The organism is Actibacterium sp. MT2.3-13A, assembly GCF_018139985.1.
Lineage (GTDB): Bacteria > Pseudomonadota > Alphaproteobacteria > Rhodobacterales > Rhodobacteraceae > JAGSOU01.
The window spans coordinates 46,835-61,760 of sequence record NZ_JAGSOU010000012.1; the positions used below are offsets into that span (position 1 = coordinate 46,835).

A 14,926-nucleotide genomic window follows, 5' to 3' on the forward strand; every position below is an offset into this window, starting at 1 on the left:
TTGTCAGATTTCGGAATTGGCGAGGAAGCCCGCCAGTCGTTCGGATTTCGGCGCGCCGAAGACCGCTTCGGGCGGGCCCTCCTCGGCGATGCGGCCCTGATCCATAAAGACCACCTTGGTCGACACGTCCCGGGCGAAGCGCATTTCATGGGTGACGATCAGCATGGTCATGCCGTCGGCGGCGAGGTCGCGCACCACGGCCAGAACCTCCTGCACCAGTTCGGGGTCGAGCGAGGAGGTGACCTCGTCGAACAGCATCAGCTGCGGGTTCATGGCGATGGCGCGGGCGATGGCCACGCGCTGCTGCTGGCCGCCCGACAGCTGGCCCGGAAAATGATCCTTGCGCTCGATCATGCCGACCCGGTCGAGCCATTTCTCGGCAATGGCGCGGGCCTCGTCCTGGCCGAGCTTCTTGGTCTTGACCAGCCCCAGCATGACGTTCTTCAGCGCCGTCATGTGGGGAAAGAGGTTGAACTGCTGGAAGGCCATGCCGGTCATCGCGCGCTGCCGCGCGATCTGGCGTTCGGGCAGGCGCCGCCGCCGGCCGCCCTCCTCGCGGTAGCCGATGGCCTCGCCCGCGATCTCGATCGTGCCGCGCTCGAACTCCTCCAGCAGGTTGACGCAGCGCAGCAGCGTCGTCTTGCCCGAGCCGGACGAGCCGATCAGCGAGACGACATCGCCCTTCTGCACCGTCAGGTCGATGCCCGTGAGCACTTTCACATCGCCGAAGCTCTTGTGCAGGTCGGTGATTTTCAGGACGGGGGTCATGGTCATGCCTTATTGCGGGATCGAGACGCGGCGCTCCACGGCGCGGCCGGCCTGCTCGATCAAAAAGTTCAGGAGCCAGTAGACGAAGCCCGCGAAGAAGTAGAATTCGAGGCTGAGATAGGTGCGCGAGATCACCTGCTGCGTGGCCAGCAGCAGTTCAACCACGCCGATGATGGACAGCAGGGTCGATGCCTTGACGATCTCGGTCGCGGTGTTGACCCAGGTGGGCAGGATCTGGCGCAGCGCCTGCGGCAGCAGGACAGAGGCGAAGGTCTGCCCGAAGGTCAGCCCGATGGATTTCGCGGCCTCGGTCTGGCCCTTCGGGATGGCGGCCAGCGCGCCGCGGATGATCTCGCCCACATGCGACGAGCAGAACAGCGTCAGGGCCAGAACGCCCGCCTGGAACGCCGACAGGTCGACGCCCACGACCGACAGCACATAGAAACAGGCGAGGATCAGCACGAAGACCGGCGTGCCGCGCAGGAAATCGGTATAGACGCGCAGGACGAAGCGGGTGGCGAGGTTGCCGTAGCTGAGCGCGAGCCCCACCAGCACGCCCAGGCCCGATCCCAGGATCACCGCGACCAGCGAGATCAGCAGCGTGTTGCCAAAGCCCGCAAGCAGGCTCATCCGGGCATTCCACAGGTTGTCGAGAAAAAGGGAAAGATCCATCTCGGTCTCCTCAGCGCGGAATGGCCAGCCGGCGCTCGAGCCGGCGCAGCACGGCCGCGATCGCGTAGCAGGTGGCGACATAGATCAGCGAGGCGACCATCCATGTCTCGATCACGCGGAAGCTTTCGACGTTGATCTTGCGCGCGTAGAAGGTCAGATCGGGCACGGCGATGGCGGCGGCGAGCGAGGTGTCCTTGAACAGCGAGATGAAGTTGTTCGACAGCGACGGCAGCACATTTCGCAGCATCACCGGGACGATGATGTAGGCCCTGATCTTCAGCTCCGTCAGGCCGATGGCGAGCCCAGCTTCGCGCAGGCCCTTGGGCTGGGCGACGAGACCGGCGCGAAAGACCTCGGAGAGGTAGGCCCCGGCATAGAGCGACAGCGTCAGGATGAAGGAGGGGATCTTTTCCAGCGCCACGCCCAGCTGCGGCAGGGCGAAATAGGTGAACAGGATCAGCACCAGGATGGGCGTGTTGCGGATCGCCGAGACATAGCTCAGCGAGAGCCACCGCAACACGCGGTGTTTGGAGAGCATCCCGAAGGCGGCAACCAGACCGATCACGCAGCCGATGGCGATGGAGACCACGGCCAGGAACAGGCCGAGACCCAGCCCCGAGGCCAGCAGGTCCCAGTTGCGCCATATGACGGCGAAGTTGAAATCGTAGTCCAAGTTCCGTCCTCCGGGATGCCGGTGTCCGCGCTTACTTGTATTCGACCGGGAAGCCGATCTGCGGATTCTCCAGCTCGGTGCCGAACCACTTGGCGAAGCTGTCCGAGTAGAACGGGAATTCGACCCCGGTCATGGCCTCGTGCAGCACGGTGTTGACGAAGTTCAGCCAGCGCTGGTCGCCCGGCTTGATCGCGCAGGAATAGCTCTGCGGGTTCCAGCCATAGCCGGCGTCGGTATAGCGGCCGGGGTTCTGGACCATGAACCAGCGCAGGGCGGACTGGTCGGTGGCCGCAGCCTCGGCCCGGCCCGAGTTGAGCGCCTGGTACATCAGGTCGACGCTGTCATACTGATCCACCGTGGCCTGCGGCAGTGCGGCGTGCACCATTTCCTCGGCATAGACGTTCTGCAGAACGGCCACGGTGACATCCGACCCGGCGGCCTTCAGCGCGTCGTAATCGGCGTAATCGCCGTTGGCCATCAGCAGCAGGCCGACGCCTTCGCGGTAGTAGGGGATGGTGAACTCGACCTGCTGGGCGCGCTCGGCGGTGACGGTCATGAACTGGCAGGTCAGGTCGACCTTGTCGGTGACGAGGTTCGGGATGCGCGCGTCGCTGGACTGCTGGACATACTCGATCTTGTCGGGGTCGCCGAACAGCGCCTTCGCGACCAGCCGGCCCATGTCGACGTCGAAGCCGGTCAGCTTGTTCTCCTGGTCGATGAAATGCCAGGGCGGGTTGGTCGAGCCGGTGCCGAGGATCAGGTGGCCGCGGTCGAGCACCTCCTGAAGCTTGCTGCCGTCCTGCGCCTGCACGGCGCCGGCGCCGAGCGCGGTCATCGCCAGACCGGCGAAGAGGGTCTTGAGAGGGGTCATGGGTGTCTCCACTGTTGGGGCATTTCTGCGGGTGATCGGTCGGAAATTAGAATTCCGTTATACCGGATTGCATTCCGGCTTTGTGGATTTACGCTAGCCAGCCCCGGCGCGACGTGTCAATATGATTTCCGCAATCACCCTGCCCCATCGGGGCGCCTCAGCCAGGAAAGATGCCACGGAATGGACACGCCCTGCCTTGTCGTCGACCTTTCGACAGTTGACCGGAATATCGCCCGATTTCAGCAGCTTGCGGAGGCTGCCGGACTGAAGACGCGGCCCCATATCAAGACCCACAAGCTGCCCCTCATGGCGCGCCGGCAAATCGAGGCGGGGGCGATCGGGATCACCTGCCAGAAGGTCGGCGAGGCCGAGGTGATGGCCGATGCGGGGATCGAGGACATCCTGATCACCTACAACATCCTCGGGCTGGACAAGCTCGACCGGCTGGCCGCGCTGGCGCGGCGCTGCCGGCTCAGCGTGACCTGCGACAACGAGACGGTGGCGCAGGGCCTGTCGGACCGCTTTGCCAATGAGGCCGAGCCGCTGCCGGTGCTGATCGAATGCGACACCGGCGCGGCGCGCTGCGGCGTGCAGTCGCCCGAGGAGGCGCTGGCGCTGGCCCGCCGCATCCATGCGCTGCCGGGGCTGAGGCTCGACGGGCTGATGACCTATCCGCCGATGCGCGGCAGCCACGAGGTCGACCAATGGCTGGCCCGCGCCCGCGACCTGCTGAAGGCCGAGGGGCTGCCCTGCCCGGTGATCAGCAACGGCGGCACGCCCAATCTCGGCGACCTGGCCGAGTTCCGCTCGGCGACGGAGCACCGTGCCGGCACCTATATCTACAACGACCGCTCGCTGATCGCGATGGGTGCCTGCGGCGCCGAGGATTGCGCGGCCAGGCTGCACGCCACCGTCATCTCGCGCCCGGCCGCGGACCGCGCGATCATCGACGCCGGCTCCAAGGCGCTGACATCCGATCTGCTGGGGCTGCCGGATTACGGCCTGATCGTCGAGGCGCCCGAGGCGCGGATCGTAGGCCTGTCGGAGGAGCACGGCCATATCGACCTGACCGGCTCGGGCTGGGATCCGCAGGTGGGCGACGAGATCACGATCATCCCCAACCATGTCTGCGTGGTCTCGAACCTGTTCGACGCGGTCATCCTGCGCCATCCCGACGGCCGGCTGGAGAGTGTCCCGGTCGCCGCGCGCGGCAAGGTGAGGTGAAGCCCGCCCCGCGGCCCATGCCGCGGGTGCGGTCCGCCGTGGCGGCGTTCCGAAGGGCCGGGCCGGGCGCCCCGGCCCGGGCCGCTCAGCGCACCGGGTCCTTGTGGATGATCACATCGGTCCCGGGATAGGCCGTCAGGATCGCGCGCTTCAGCCCCGCGCCGATGTCATGCGCCTCGGTCAGCGTCAACTCGCCGTCCAGCTCGATATGCAGGTTCACGAAGACAGTGGACCCGGAGGAGCGCGTGCGGAAGTCGTGATAGCCGTGCAGCCCCGGCCAGCCCTTCACGATCGCCTCGATGCCGGCCACAACCTCGGGATCGGCGGCGCGGTCCATCAGCGCGTCCCAGGCGCCCTTGCCGATGCCCAGCGCCCCCACCGCCAGCATCGCCGCGGCGCCGATCGCCACCACGCTGTCCACCTGGGTCAGCCCGAACTGGGCCGAGGTCCAGAGCGCGGCGATCGCGCCCAGGTTGGGGACGAGGTCGCCGATGTAATGCAGCGAGTCCGCGCGCACCACCTTGCTGCCCGTGCGCCGCGCCACGCGGCGCTGCCACAGCACCAGCCCCAGCGTCAGCGCGATCGAGGCCGCCATGACCAGCACCCCGCGCCCCTCGCTTGCCAGCGGCGGTGGCGCCTCGGACTGCAGCCGCGCGACCGCGGCCCAGGCGATCAGCCCGCTGGAGGCGAGGATGAACACCGCCTGGCCCAGCGCGGCCAGGTCCTCGGCCGAGCTGTGGCCGAAGGCGTGGTCGTCATCCGGGGGTTTCGCGGCGTAGAAGATCGCGGCCAGCCCCCCGAGCGAGATCATCAGGTCCAGCGCCGAATCCGCCAGCGACGCGGCGATCGACAGCGCCCCCGTGGCCCCCAGCGCCCACAGCTTCAACGCGACCAGCGTCAGCGCCACGAGGACCGAGGCCAGCCCCGCGGAAAGGTTCAGGTGGGTGTCTCTGGACATGAGGTGACTCCTTGCAGGCAGGCATGGCCTGACTAGCGCGGCCCGCGCGCGGCGCGCAAGAGGTCAGTCGCGGACCTCATCGGGTTGCACGCCCCACAGGCCCGTCTTGGGCACCCAGCCTGACGCGCCCTCGGCGCTGATCTCGCACCAGTCTTGATTGCACGCGCCCAGCCGCGCCACCACGCCCAGCTCGGCATGGGCGGCGACGGGGGCGTCTGCGGCGGGGCGGCGGCGCAGCGGCAGCATGTCGGTCTCCACGATCACCGTGCGCACGCCCGACAGCAGCGAATAATGCATCCAGCCGCCCAGCCCGTCGCGGTCGCGCACGCGACGCCAGTGGCCGTATTCGGCGGTGATCTCCAGCGGCATGTTGCGGCGCTTGTAGACCCAGTCGATGCGGTGCGTCAGGCTGGGCCCGCGGCGCACGTTGCCCTCGGCCGCCTTCAGCGACACGAAGCGCGGCACGGGCAGGTTGGTGACCGGCCCGCGCTCGGCCGCGGCGGCCGCCGAGACCAGCAAAAGAACCGTCCCAAGCACGGTGAGAAAAATGCGCATGCCCGCCTCGATGCCTCTGTAGCGAAGTCTTCTTGTCGCTTGCCCGACGGGGTCTTGTGCCTTGCCCCGTTCTCGGACAGTTTGCCAATATGCAAGGCGCAAGGAAAGCACAGGGAGGTTCCGCATGCCCACTCAACGCCTGAGTGTTGTCGTGACGCGACGGTTGCCCGAACCGGTCGAGACCCGGCTCAAGGAACTCTTCGATGTCGAGCTTTCGGAAACCGACGCCAAGATGACCCGCGAGGAGCTGGTCGCGGCGATGGAGCGCGCCGATGTGCTGGTCCCCTGCGTCACCGACCAGATCGACCAGGCGATGCTGGCGCGCGCCGGCGACCGGCTGAAGCTGATCGCCAATTACGGCGCGGGCGTCGATCATATCGACGTCCACACCGCCCGCCAGCGCGGCATCCTGGTGTCGAACACCCCCGGCGTGGCGACCGAGGACACCGCCGACATGACCATCGCGCTGATGCTCGCGGTGGTGCGGCGCATCCCTGAGGGGCTGGCGATGATGCAGTCCGGCGAGTGGGAGGGCTGGGCGCCCACCGCCTTCCTCGGCGGGCGCATCGCGGGGCGGCGGCTGGGTATCCTCGGCATGGGGCGGATCGGGCAGGCGGTGGCGCGCCGGGCCCGGGCCTTCGGCATGCAGGTGCATTACCACAACCGCAAGCGCGTGCATCCGCAGATCGAGGAGGAGCTGGAGGCGACCTATTGGGAGAGCCTCGACCAGATGGTCAGCCGGATGGACGTGATCTCGGTCAACTGCCCGCACACGCCGTCCACCTTCCACCTTCTGAACGCGCGGCGGCTGAAGCTGATGAAGCCCGGCGCGGTGGTCGTGAACACCTCGCGCGGCGAGGTGATCGACGAGAACGCCCTGACCCGGATGCTGCGCGCGGGCGAGATCGCGGGCGCCGGCCTCGACGTGTTCGAGCATGGCCACCAGATCAACCCGCGCCTGCGCGAACTGCCCAACGTGGTGCTGCTGCCGCATATGGGCTCGGCGACCGTCGAGGGCCGGATCGAGATGGGCGAGAAAGTGATCATCAACATCAAGACCTTCGCGGACGGCCACCGTCCGCCGGACCTGGTGGTGCCCTCGATGCTGTGACCCCCGCGTTGCCGCGGGCATGGCGCTGGGCTAAAGCCGGGACAGGCGAATTCGGAGGCGGGCGATGGGCCGGGACGATCTCAAGCTGAAAGTGAACCACGCGGCCAGCCGCTGGGCGGCGCGGCTGCGTCCCTTCTACCGCCGCTTCCCCTATGAGGGGCCGATGGGGTTCTTCAAGGTGGACCCGCGCGGCGCCTATTCGCCGGTCGAGCCGTTCTTCTACAACCGCGTGCCCAAGGCCGCGAATTCCACCATCACCCACACCCTGCGCCAGCATTCCACCTATCGCCGCCCCTTCGCCAAGGACAGCGACCCCAAGGACCATTTCCTGCGCCCCTCCTATCTGAATGCCCGCGACGTGGAGCGGCTGGTGGAGGAGGCGTTCAAGTTCACCGTGGTGCGCGACCCCTACGCGCGCACGCTGTCGGCCTTCCAGGACAAGATCCTCGGCCACAAGCCGCAGGAACGCGCCTTCCGCGACTGGTTCGGCTCGGACGCCACGCCGAGTTTCGCCGATTTCTGTCGCTATCTCGACGACGGCAACCTTTACGTCGACATGCACTGGGCGCCGCAGATCGACATCATGCTGCTGCCGCTGGAGATGTTCGATTTCATCGGCCGAGTGGAGACCCTCGACGCCGATCTCGCCCATGTCGTCGCCACGATCTGGGGGGCGGACGCCTCTCAGGGCATGGTGCAGGCGGGCAAGACCACCGGCGCGCGCGACAAGGTGGGCGCGGCCTACGGCCCGCAGGAGACCGAGATCGTCAACCGCCTCTTCGCCCGCGATTTCGAGGCCTTCGGGTACGATATGCGCTGAGCCGCGCGTCGGTTTCGCGCCATGTTGGGTCGGATGAAACGTGCCTGAGCGCGCGGATTTTGCGTAACTGGGCCCAACGCCCAGTCACAGCAGAGAGTCGCGGCCATGAAAACCCATGTCAAAGCCCTGGTCGTCGGCGGCGGCGCCGTCGGCACCTCGATCGCCTATCACCTGGCCCGCGCGGGCTGGCCGGATGTGATGCTGTTGGAGCGTGACGAACTGACCTCGGGCTCCACCTGGCACGCGGCGGGGCTGTTGCCCTATTTCAACATGTCCTACGCGACGACCCATATCCACGACTACTCGATCCGGTTTTACAAGACGTTGGAGGAAGAGACCGGCCTCAACGCCGGTTTTGCCGTGGTGGGCAACCTGCGGATGGCCCAAAGCCGGGCGCGCATGGACGAATACATGCTCTACGCCTCCACGGCCGAGACCTGCGGCGTGCCCTATGAATGGATGACGCCGGACCAGATAAAGGCCCGCTGGCCGCTGCTGCGCACCGAGGATCTGAAGGGTGCCCTCTATCACCCGACCGACGGCTACATAAACCCCGCCGACGTGACCATGGCCATGGCCAAGGGCGCCCGCCAGCGCGGCGTGACGATCGAGCGCAAGTGGCAGGTTGACGGCTATGAATGGACCGGCTCCGAGTGGAGGGTCACCTGCACCCGGATGGCCGAGAAGGGCGGCAACCTCGTGCCCACCGGGGAACGCGCCGTCATCACCGCCGAACATGTCGTCACCGCCACCGGCAACCACGCCCAGCGCACCGCGCGCCTGCTGGGGATCAAGATCCCCGCGATCCCGGTCGAACACCAGTTCATCGTGACCGAGCCCGACCCGGCGCTGGTTGAATACCGCAAGGCCGGCAACCCCGAGCACCCGGTGCTGCGCGATGCCGACGCCAAGTGGTATGTGCGCGAGGAGCGCGGCGGCTGGATCCTCGGGCCCTACGAGCGCGGCGCGCCGGCGCGGTTCGAATACGGCGTGCCCGACAGCTTCCGCGCCGACCTCTTCCCCCTCGACCTGGAGCGGATCGAGGAGGAATACATGTCCATGATCCACCGCATCCCCAGCTCGGAAACGGTGGGGCTGAAGGACGATTTCAACGGTCCGATCTGCTACACCCCCGACGGCAACCCGCTGCTCGGCCCCGCGCCGGGGCTGCGCAACATGTGGCTGGCCGAGGGGTTCAGCTTCGGCATCACCGCCGCCGGCGGCTCGGGCCATTACCTGGCGCAGCTGATGGTCGAGGGCGAGGCCGGGATCGACATGGCCAGCCTCGATCCCAGACGCTACGGGTCCTGGATGACCACCGAATACGCCGCCCGCAAGAACGAGGAGGCGTATGAGCATGTCTACATCCTCCACCACCCCGACGAGGAGCGCCCGGCCTGCCGCCCGCTGCGCACCGCGCCCGCCTATGACCGGCAAAAGGCGCGCGGCGCGCAGTTCGGGCAGGTGAACGGCTGGGAGCGGCCGAATTACTATGCGCCCGAAGGCTTCGACGACCACGCCGCGCGCAGCTTCCGCCGTGGCGGCTGGTGGCAATACGCGGCGGAGGAGGCCAGGGCGATCCGCGAAGGCGTCGGCCTGATCGACGCCACCGCCTTCGCCAAGCATGTGGTCAAGGGGCCGGGCGCGACCGCCTTCCTCGACTGGTTCACCTGCAACAGGCTGCCCAAGGTCGGCCGCATCAACCTCACCTACGCGTTGACCGCCGCGGGAACGGTGCGTAGCGAATACACCATCGTGCGGCTGGACCAGGATGAATATTACATGGTCTCGGCCGGGGCGTGGACCGCCTATGACGCCGATTGCCTGCGCAAGGCTGCCGCCGACAAGGCGGGCGAGTTCGGCTATGTCGAGATCCAGGACGTCACCGCCCAGTGGGGCGTTTTCGCCATCGCCGGGCCGAAAACGCGCGACGTGCTGAAAGAGGTGATCAAGGATGCCGCGCCGGACAGCGCGCTGTCCAACGCGCGCTTCCCCTGGCTCTCGGCCCGCGAGATCGAGTTGGGCATGTGCCCGGTGCGCGCCCTCCGCGTCGCCTATACCGGCGAACTGGGCTGGGAGCTGCATCACCCGGTCGAGATGCAGAACTACCTCTTCGATCTGCTGGAACGGGCAGGCGAAAAGCACGGGCTGAAGCTGGTGGGCGCCCGCGCGCAGAACTGGCTGCGGCAGGAGAAGAGCTACCGCGCCTTCGGCAATGAACTCGGCCGCGACGCCACACCGCTGGAGGCCGACCTGCCGCGCTTCGTGGACCTCTCCAAAGAGTTCCACGGCAAGCGCGCGATGCAGGACACCGGCATCCGCGCCAAATGCTGCACCCTGCTGATCGACGGGCCGGAGGACGCCGATCCCTGGGGGCGCGAGGCGCTCTATGACGGCGAGACCCGCGTGGGGCGCCTGACCTCGGGCGGCTATTCGGTGGCCTTCGGCAGGTCGATCGGCATGGGCTATGTGACGCCCGAACGGGCCGTGCCCGGCACGAAGCTGAAGGTCAGGATGTTCGACCGGCTCTGGCCGGCCGAGGTGGTCGAGGACAGTCCCTATGACCCGAAGAACGAGGCGGTCCGCAAGGACGGCTGAGCGGGGCCCAAAGCTGCGCCTGCGGTGCAAGACATTCCCCCGGCCCCGCGTGCGCGTGGCCGGGTGCCTCCGGCGGGGATATTTGAGGCCAGAAGAACAAAGCGGCCCCTCGCAGCTGTCTGGGCTGCAAGGGGTTTTCTCCTGGCGCGGTCATCGGCGTCCCCGCCTGTACCGCGAGGCCGAGCGTGGCCGGAAAAGGTGAACAATCCCTTTCTTCTGGCCTGAAATATCCCCGCCGGAGGCTTCGGCCGCGCAGCGGCCGAAACAGGGGCTCAGGCGCCCTTTTCCGCCATCAGTTCGTCAAAACATTCCATCGCCTTGGCGGCATACATCATGGCCGGGCCGCCGCCCATCTGGATCGACATGGCCAGCACGTCGCCGACCTCTTCGCGGGTAGCGCCGGCGCGGATCAGCGCCTCCATGTGCAGCACGATGCAGGCCTCGCAGCGCAGTCCGACGGCGATGCCCAGGGCGACGAATTCCTTGGTCTTGAACTCCAGCGGGCCGCTTTCCTTGACCGCGCGGGACAGCGTGGCGAAGCCGCGGGCGGCCTCGGGGATCGCCTTGTTCAGGCAGCGCAGTTGGTCCTTTGTCGTTTCGCGTTTTTCGATCCATCTCATGGCGGTCTCCTGTGGTTTTCCGTGAGAGAGAAACCAGCCCCGCGCCGGCGGGGCCTTGATCCGGGTCAAACCGGCGGCGAAAAGTCAGGTTTTCCGGGCGAGGAAGGTCAGGTTGTTGGCCGGCATCCCGACCGTGCGCACCTCGGTCAGCCTCGCTGCATGCAGCCAGGCCGCGATCTGATCCACGGATTTGTAGCCGATCCCGGGATCCTGTTCGGTGAGCCGCGCGTGGAAGGCGGCGTCGCTTGCGCTGGCAAAGCCTCCCTTGCGGCGGAACGGGCCGTAGAGGAACAGCAGCCCGCCGGGGGCGAGGGCGCGGGCGGCCTCGGAGAGGAGGGTCTCGGCCTCGGCCGCGCTGATCAGGTGCAGCAGATTCACGGTGACGATCAGGTCGAACGGGCCCAGATCGGCGGCCCAGCCGGGCTGCGCGGCGTCGAGCAGGATCGGCCCGGCCAGATTGTCCGGCGCGCCCTCGGCGGTGGCCCAGGCGCGGATCGAGTTCAGGTTCTGGGGGGCCAGGTCACTGGGTTGCCAGTCGAGCCCCGGCAGCGCCTCGGCGAAGGCGCGCACATGCTGGCCGGTGCCGCTGGCGAGTTCCAGCGCACGTCCCCGCGACGGGGCCTCGCGCGTCAGCAGCTCAAGGATCGGCGCGGCGTTGCGCCCGGCCGAGGGGGCGAAGCGGCGCCCGTCGGCGGTGCTGTCGCCCAGGGCCACGGTGTCGGGCAGGTGCAGCTTGCGTGGGGGCATCGGTCAGCGGAACCGCGCGGGGTTGAGCCGGCGCGCGATTTCCGTCCCAAGGTCAGGCGCGCGCCCGGCCAGCACGTCTGCGGCGAGTTGGCTGGCGGCGGGCGAGGTCTGGAACCCGGTGCCGCCCTGGCCCGCATGCCAGAAGAAGGCGGGCTGTTCCGGGTCGGGGCCGATCACCAGCGCGCGGTCGGGGGCGAAGGTGCGCAGCCCCGCCCAGGAGGTCTCCAGCCGGGTCACCGGCTCGGTCACCATTTCCTCATAGCGCGCGAGCCCCTCCGCCAGCACCATGTCGTCGGCCCAGGCGTCATGCGGCTCGGCCGGGTCCTCCTCCGAGGGGGAGACCAGCAGCTTGCCGGCGTCAGGCCGGGCATACCAGCGCTCGCCGCAGGCAAAGACCATCGGCCAGCTGCTGACGTCGTGGCCGCCCGGCGCGGGCAGGCGCGCCATCGAGCGGCGCAGGGGGGTGAAGCCCAGCGGCGTGACGCCGGCCAGTTTCGCGATCTCGTCGACCCAGGCGCCGGCGGCGTTGACGAGGATCGCGGCCTCGAATGTCTCTCCGGCCGCGGTCTCCACCTGCCAGAGCGCGCCCATGCGGCGGATGGCGGTGACGCGCTGGCGGGTCAGCACCTGGCCGCCGTTGCCGCGCAGATCGCGGATGAAGTTCTGCATCAGCAGGTCGGTGTCGATATCCCATGCCGCGTCGTGATGGCCGGCGCGCGCCACCGTTTCGGGGTTGAAGATCGGGATCAGCGCGCGCGCCTCGTCGATGCCGATCTCGGTCATGCGCATCTCGACCAGATCTTTTTCGAAATCGGCGTCGTCCTCGGCGCGTGCCACGATCATCAGCCCGCGCGGGCTGAGCACGCCGCCGTGGGCGGTCATGTGGTAGTCTTGGCTCGCCTCGTTCAGCATCACGCCGATCGGGTGGCCATAGGTGATCTCGAACAGCGCGGCCGAGCGGCCGGAGGCGTGGTAGCCGGTGGCCGGTTCGGCCTCCAGCACCGTCACCTTGCCCAGCGCCGACATGCGGGCGGCCGCCGACAGTCCTGCGATGCCGCCTCCGATGACGATAATGTCGCCGGTCATGCCTCCTCCAGCCGGTCTGTCGCCGGGGCGGGGGTGGGGCTGAGCGCTGTGATGCGGGCGTAGAGTTCGTCCGGCATCTCGAAGCCGATCGCGGCGAGCGAGGGCTGAAGCTGCTCCAGGTTGCGCGCCGATAGGATCGGCCCGGTCACCGCCGGGTGGCGCGCGGCCCAGGCCACGGCCAGCGTGGCCGGGCTGACGCCCAGCTCCTGCCCGATGCCGGCCAGCGCGGCGGCGGCCTCGTGCATCCAGCCCAGCCCGTAGCGCGCCCGGTAATTGTCGTCCTCCAGCAGCCGGCCGCCCTGGCCGGCGGCGTATTTCCCGGTCAGCAACCCGCCGCCCAACGGCGAATAGGGCGTGACGTGGAAGCCTTCGGAGGCGGCCATGGGCAGGATCTCCACCTCGGCCTGGCGCTTCACGAGGTTGTACATCGGCTGCAGGATGGTGATGGCCAGATCGAAGCGCGCGGCCACGCAGGCGGCCTTCATGATTTGCCAGGCGGCGTAGTTGGAGACGCCCACATGGGAGATCTTTCCCGCCTGCTTCAGCTCGGCCAGCGCGCCGAAGCTTTCCTCCAGCGTCGCCTCGCCGTCCCAGCGGTGCAGGTAGAGGATATCGACGTGATCCATGCCCAGCCTCTGGCGGCTTTCGTCGAACTGGCGGGCGATGTTTTCGGCGCCGCAGCCGCCCTCCATCCCGCATTTGGTGGCGATGACCAGGCTGTCGCGCTCAGGTCCTGCGAATTCGCCCAGCAGGGTCTCGGAGGCGCCCGCGTTGTAGACGTGCGCGGTGTCGAAGAAGGTGATGCCGGCGCTCCGGCAGGCGTCGTACATGGCGCGTGACTGCGCGGCGTCGGCGCGCCCGCCGAACTGCATCGTGCCGAAGGAATAGCGGCTGGCCGGGGTGCCGTTGCGGCTGATGAGGACGGGGGGCTGGGTCATGCGGGTCTCCTTTTCCCCAAGACCTAACGGGCGGCGCAGCTTCGGGCAAGCAAAGTGGGCCGCGCGTCCCGGCATATCGCCGGGCGCCTGGCCCGCCGGTCCGGGCAGAAGGGGCGCCGGGGCCGCGGCCATGCCCAAGGAAAAGGCCCGGGAGATACCTCCCGGGCCTTCCTGTCCTTTTGGGGCGCGCCGATTATTGCGGGATATCGCCGGTCAGCCCCTCGACGTAAAAATTCATCCCCGCCAGGGTGCCGTCATCGGCCACTTCGCCCTCGGCCAGCCAGGGCGTGCCGTCCTGCTTGTTCAGCGGGCCGGTGAAGGGGTGATATGCGCCCGACGCGATTGCGTCTTTCAGCGCCAGCGCTTCGGCCTTCACCTCTTCGGGAACGGCGGAGGAAATCTCGCCGATCTTGACCATGCCCGGGCCGATGCCGTCCCAGGTGTCGACCGACGCCCAGGTGCCGTCGATCACCGCCTGGGTCCGGGCGATGTAATAGGGCGCCCAGTTGTCGATGATCGAGCTGACCCGCGGCAGCGGTGCGTATTCGGCCATGTCCGAGGCCTGGCCGAAGGTGATCACGCCGCCCGCCTTCTCGGCTGCGGCTTGCGGCGCGGAGGAATCGGTGTGCTGCAGGATCACGTCGGCGCCCTGTTCGATCAGCGCCTGCGCGGCGTCGGCCTCTTTCGCCGGGTCGAACCAGGTATAGGCCCAGATCACCTTGAACTGCACGTCCGGGTTCACCTTGCGGGCGTGGATATAGGCCGAATTGATGCCGCGGACGACCTCGGGGATCGGGAAGGAGGCGATATAGCCGACGATGTTCGATTTCGTCATGCGGCCCGCGATGGTGCCCTGGACGGCGCGACCTTCGTAGAAGCGGGCCGAATAGGTCGAGACGTTCTCGGCGCGCTTGTAGCCGGTGGCATGTTCGAATTTCACGTTCGGGAATTTCTTGGCCACGTTGATGGTGGGGTCCATGTAGCCGAAGGAGGTGGTGAAGATCAGGTCGGCGCCGGACAGCGCCATCTGGGTCAGCACGCGCTCGGCGTCCGCCCCTTCGGGCACGTTTTCCTGGTAGATGGTCTCGACCGCGTCGCCGAAATGCTCCTCCACGGCCAGGCGGCCCTGGTTGTGCTCATAGCTCCAGCCGCCGTCGCCGATCGGCCCGACGTAGACGAAGCCGACCTTGGTGGGCTCGGCCGCGGCCGCCCCGGCAAGGCCCAGCGCCAGCGCCGCGCCGGCAAGAAGGGTGGTGAGGTTCATGAAAATGTCTCCCAGGTTGAA

The 14,926-nt window shown here is 67.9% G+C and carries 15 protein-coding genes; 4 read left to right on the plus strand and 11 right to left on the minus strand.

The window, feature by feature from the left end:
• Positions 1-3 precede the first annotated feature (3 nt).
• The 4 genes from KCI33_RS12030 to KCI33_RS12045 are packed head-to-tail and all read right to left on the minus strand — an operon-like array spanning position 4 to position 2,984.
• The gene (locus KCI33_RS12030; protein ID WP_349252207.1) at positions 4-768 is read right to left on the minus strand and encodes an amino acid ABC transporter ATP-binding protein; all 765 of its coding nucleotides are present in this window, start codon (positions 766-768) and stop codon (positions 4-6) included.
• A 9-nt stretch (positions 769-777) separates the two neighbouring features.
• Positions 778-1,440, minus strand: coding sequence for an amino acid ABC transporter permease (locus tag KCI33_RS12035; RefSeq protein WP_212525045.1), 663 nt, complete (start codon positions 1,438-1,440; stop codon positions 778-780).
• A gap of 10 nt (positions 1,441-1,450) precedes the next feature.
• A complete protein-coding gene (locus KCI33_RS12040; protein ID WP_212525046.1) occupies positions 1,451-2,113 on the minus strand; it encodes an amino acid ABC transporter permease in 663 nt (220 codons plus the stop codon).
• Between the two features lie 31 nt (positions 2,114-2,144).
• On the minus strand, positions 2,145-2,984 hold the full coding sequence (locus KCI33_RS12045; RefSeq protein WP_212525047.1) for a transporter substrate-binding domain-containing protein: 840 nt from the start codon (positions 2,982-2,984) through the stop codon (positions 2,145-2,147).
• Between the two features lie 180 nt (positions 2,985-3,164).
• Here KCI33_RS12045 and KCI33_RS12050 point away from each other — a divergent pair, with 180 nt between their 5' ends.
• The gene (locus tag KCI33_RS12050) at positions 3,165-4,208 is read left to right on the plus strand and encodes a D-TA family PLP-dependent enzyme (RefSeq protein WP_212525048.1); all 1,044 of its coding nucleotides are present in this window, start codon (positions 3,165-3,167) and stop codon (positions 4,206-4,208) included.
• An 85-nt stretch (positions 4,209-4,293) separates the two neighbouring features.
• Here the strand turns inward: KCI33_RS12050 and KCI33_RS12055 are convergent, their stop codons facing one another.
• A complete protein-coding gene (locus tag KCI33_RS12055) occupies positions 4,294-5,166 on the minus strand; it encodes a cation diffusion facilitator family transporter (RefSeq protein ID WP_212525049.1) in 873 nt (290 codons plus the stop codon).
• 63 nt (positions 5,167-5,229) lie between these two features.
• On the minus strand, positions 5,230-5,721 hold the full coding sequence (locus KCI33_RS12060; RefSeq protein ID WP_212525050.1) for an SH3 domain-containing protein: 492 nt from the start codon (positions 5,719-5,721) through the stop codon (positions 5,230-5,232).
• 124 nt (positions 5,722-5,845) lie between these two features.
• Between KCI33_RS12060 and KCI33_RS12065 the strand changes: the two genes are divergently transcribed.
• From KCI33_RS12065 to KCI33_RS12075, 3 genes are all read left to right on the plus strand, one after another.
• Positions 5,846-6,832: a D-glycerate dehydrogenase gene (locus KCI33_RS12065; protein WP_212525051.1), complete on the plus strand. Its 987-nt coding sequence runs from the start codon at positions 5,846-5,848 to the stop codon at positions 6,830-6,832.
• A 64-nt stretch (positions 6,833-6,896) separates the two neighbouring features.
• Positions 6,897-7,652: a sulfotransferase family protein gene (locus KCI33_RS12070; protein ID WP_212525052.1), complete on the plus strand. Its 756-nt coding sequence runs from the start codon at positions 6,897-6,899 to the stop codon at positions 7,650-7,652.
• 105 nt (positions 7,653-7,757) lie between these two features.
• Positions 7,758-10,250 carry an FAD-dependent oxidoreductase gene (locus KCI33_RS12075; protein ID WP_212525053.1) on the plus strand — a complete coding sequence of 831 codons (2,493 nt, stop codon included), beginning with the start codon at positions 7,758-7,760 and terminating at the stop codon, positions 10,248-10,250.
• A gap of 272 nt (positions 10,251-10,522) precedes the next feature.
• Here the strand turns inward: KCI33_RS12075 and KCI33_RS12080 are convergent, their stop codons facing one another.
• The 5 genes from KCI33_RS12080 to KCI33_RS12100 all read right to left on the minus strand — a co-directional run bounded on the left by KCI33_RS12080 (position 10,523) and on the right by KCI33_RS12100 (position 14,905).
• Positions 10,523-10,870 (minus strand): carboxymuconolactone decarboxylase family protein, encoded by a 348-nt coding sequence (locus KCI33_RS12080; RefSeq protein ID WP_212525054.1) that lies wholly within the window; start codon positions 10,868-10,870, stop codon positions 10,523-10,525.
• Between the two features lie 84 nt (positions 10,871-10,954).
• Complete coding sequence (locus KCI33_RS12085; protein ID WP_212525055.1) at positions 10,955-11,617, minus strand: DUF938 domain-containing protein; 663 nt, start codon at positions 11,615-11,617, stop codon at positions 10,955-10,957.
• 3 nt (positions 11,618-11,620) lie between these two features.
• Entirely contained in the window at positions 11,621-12,703 is a 1,083-nt protein-coding gene (locus KCI33_RS12090) for an FAD-dependent oxidoreductase (protein WP_212525056.1), read from the minus strand.
• Complete coding sequence (locus KCI33_RS12095) at positions 12,700-13,641, minus strand: aldo/keto reductase (RefSeq protein ID WP_212525057.1); 942 nt, start codon at positions 13,639-13,641, stop codon at positions 12,700-12,702. The genes KCI33_RS12090 and KCI33_RS12095 overlap by 4 nt, the downstream gene beginning before the upstream one ends.
• Before the next feature lie 193 nt (positions 13,642-13,834).
• Positions 13,835-14,905, minus strand: coding sequence for a BMP family ABC transporter substrate-binding protein (locus tag KCI33_RS12100; RefSeq protein WP_212525058.1), 1,071 nt, complete (start codon positions 14,903-14,905; stop codon positions 13,835-13,837).
• Positions 14,906-14,926: the final 21 nt, after the last annotated feature.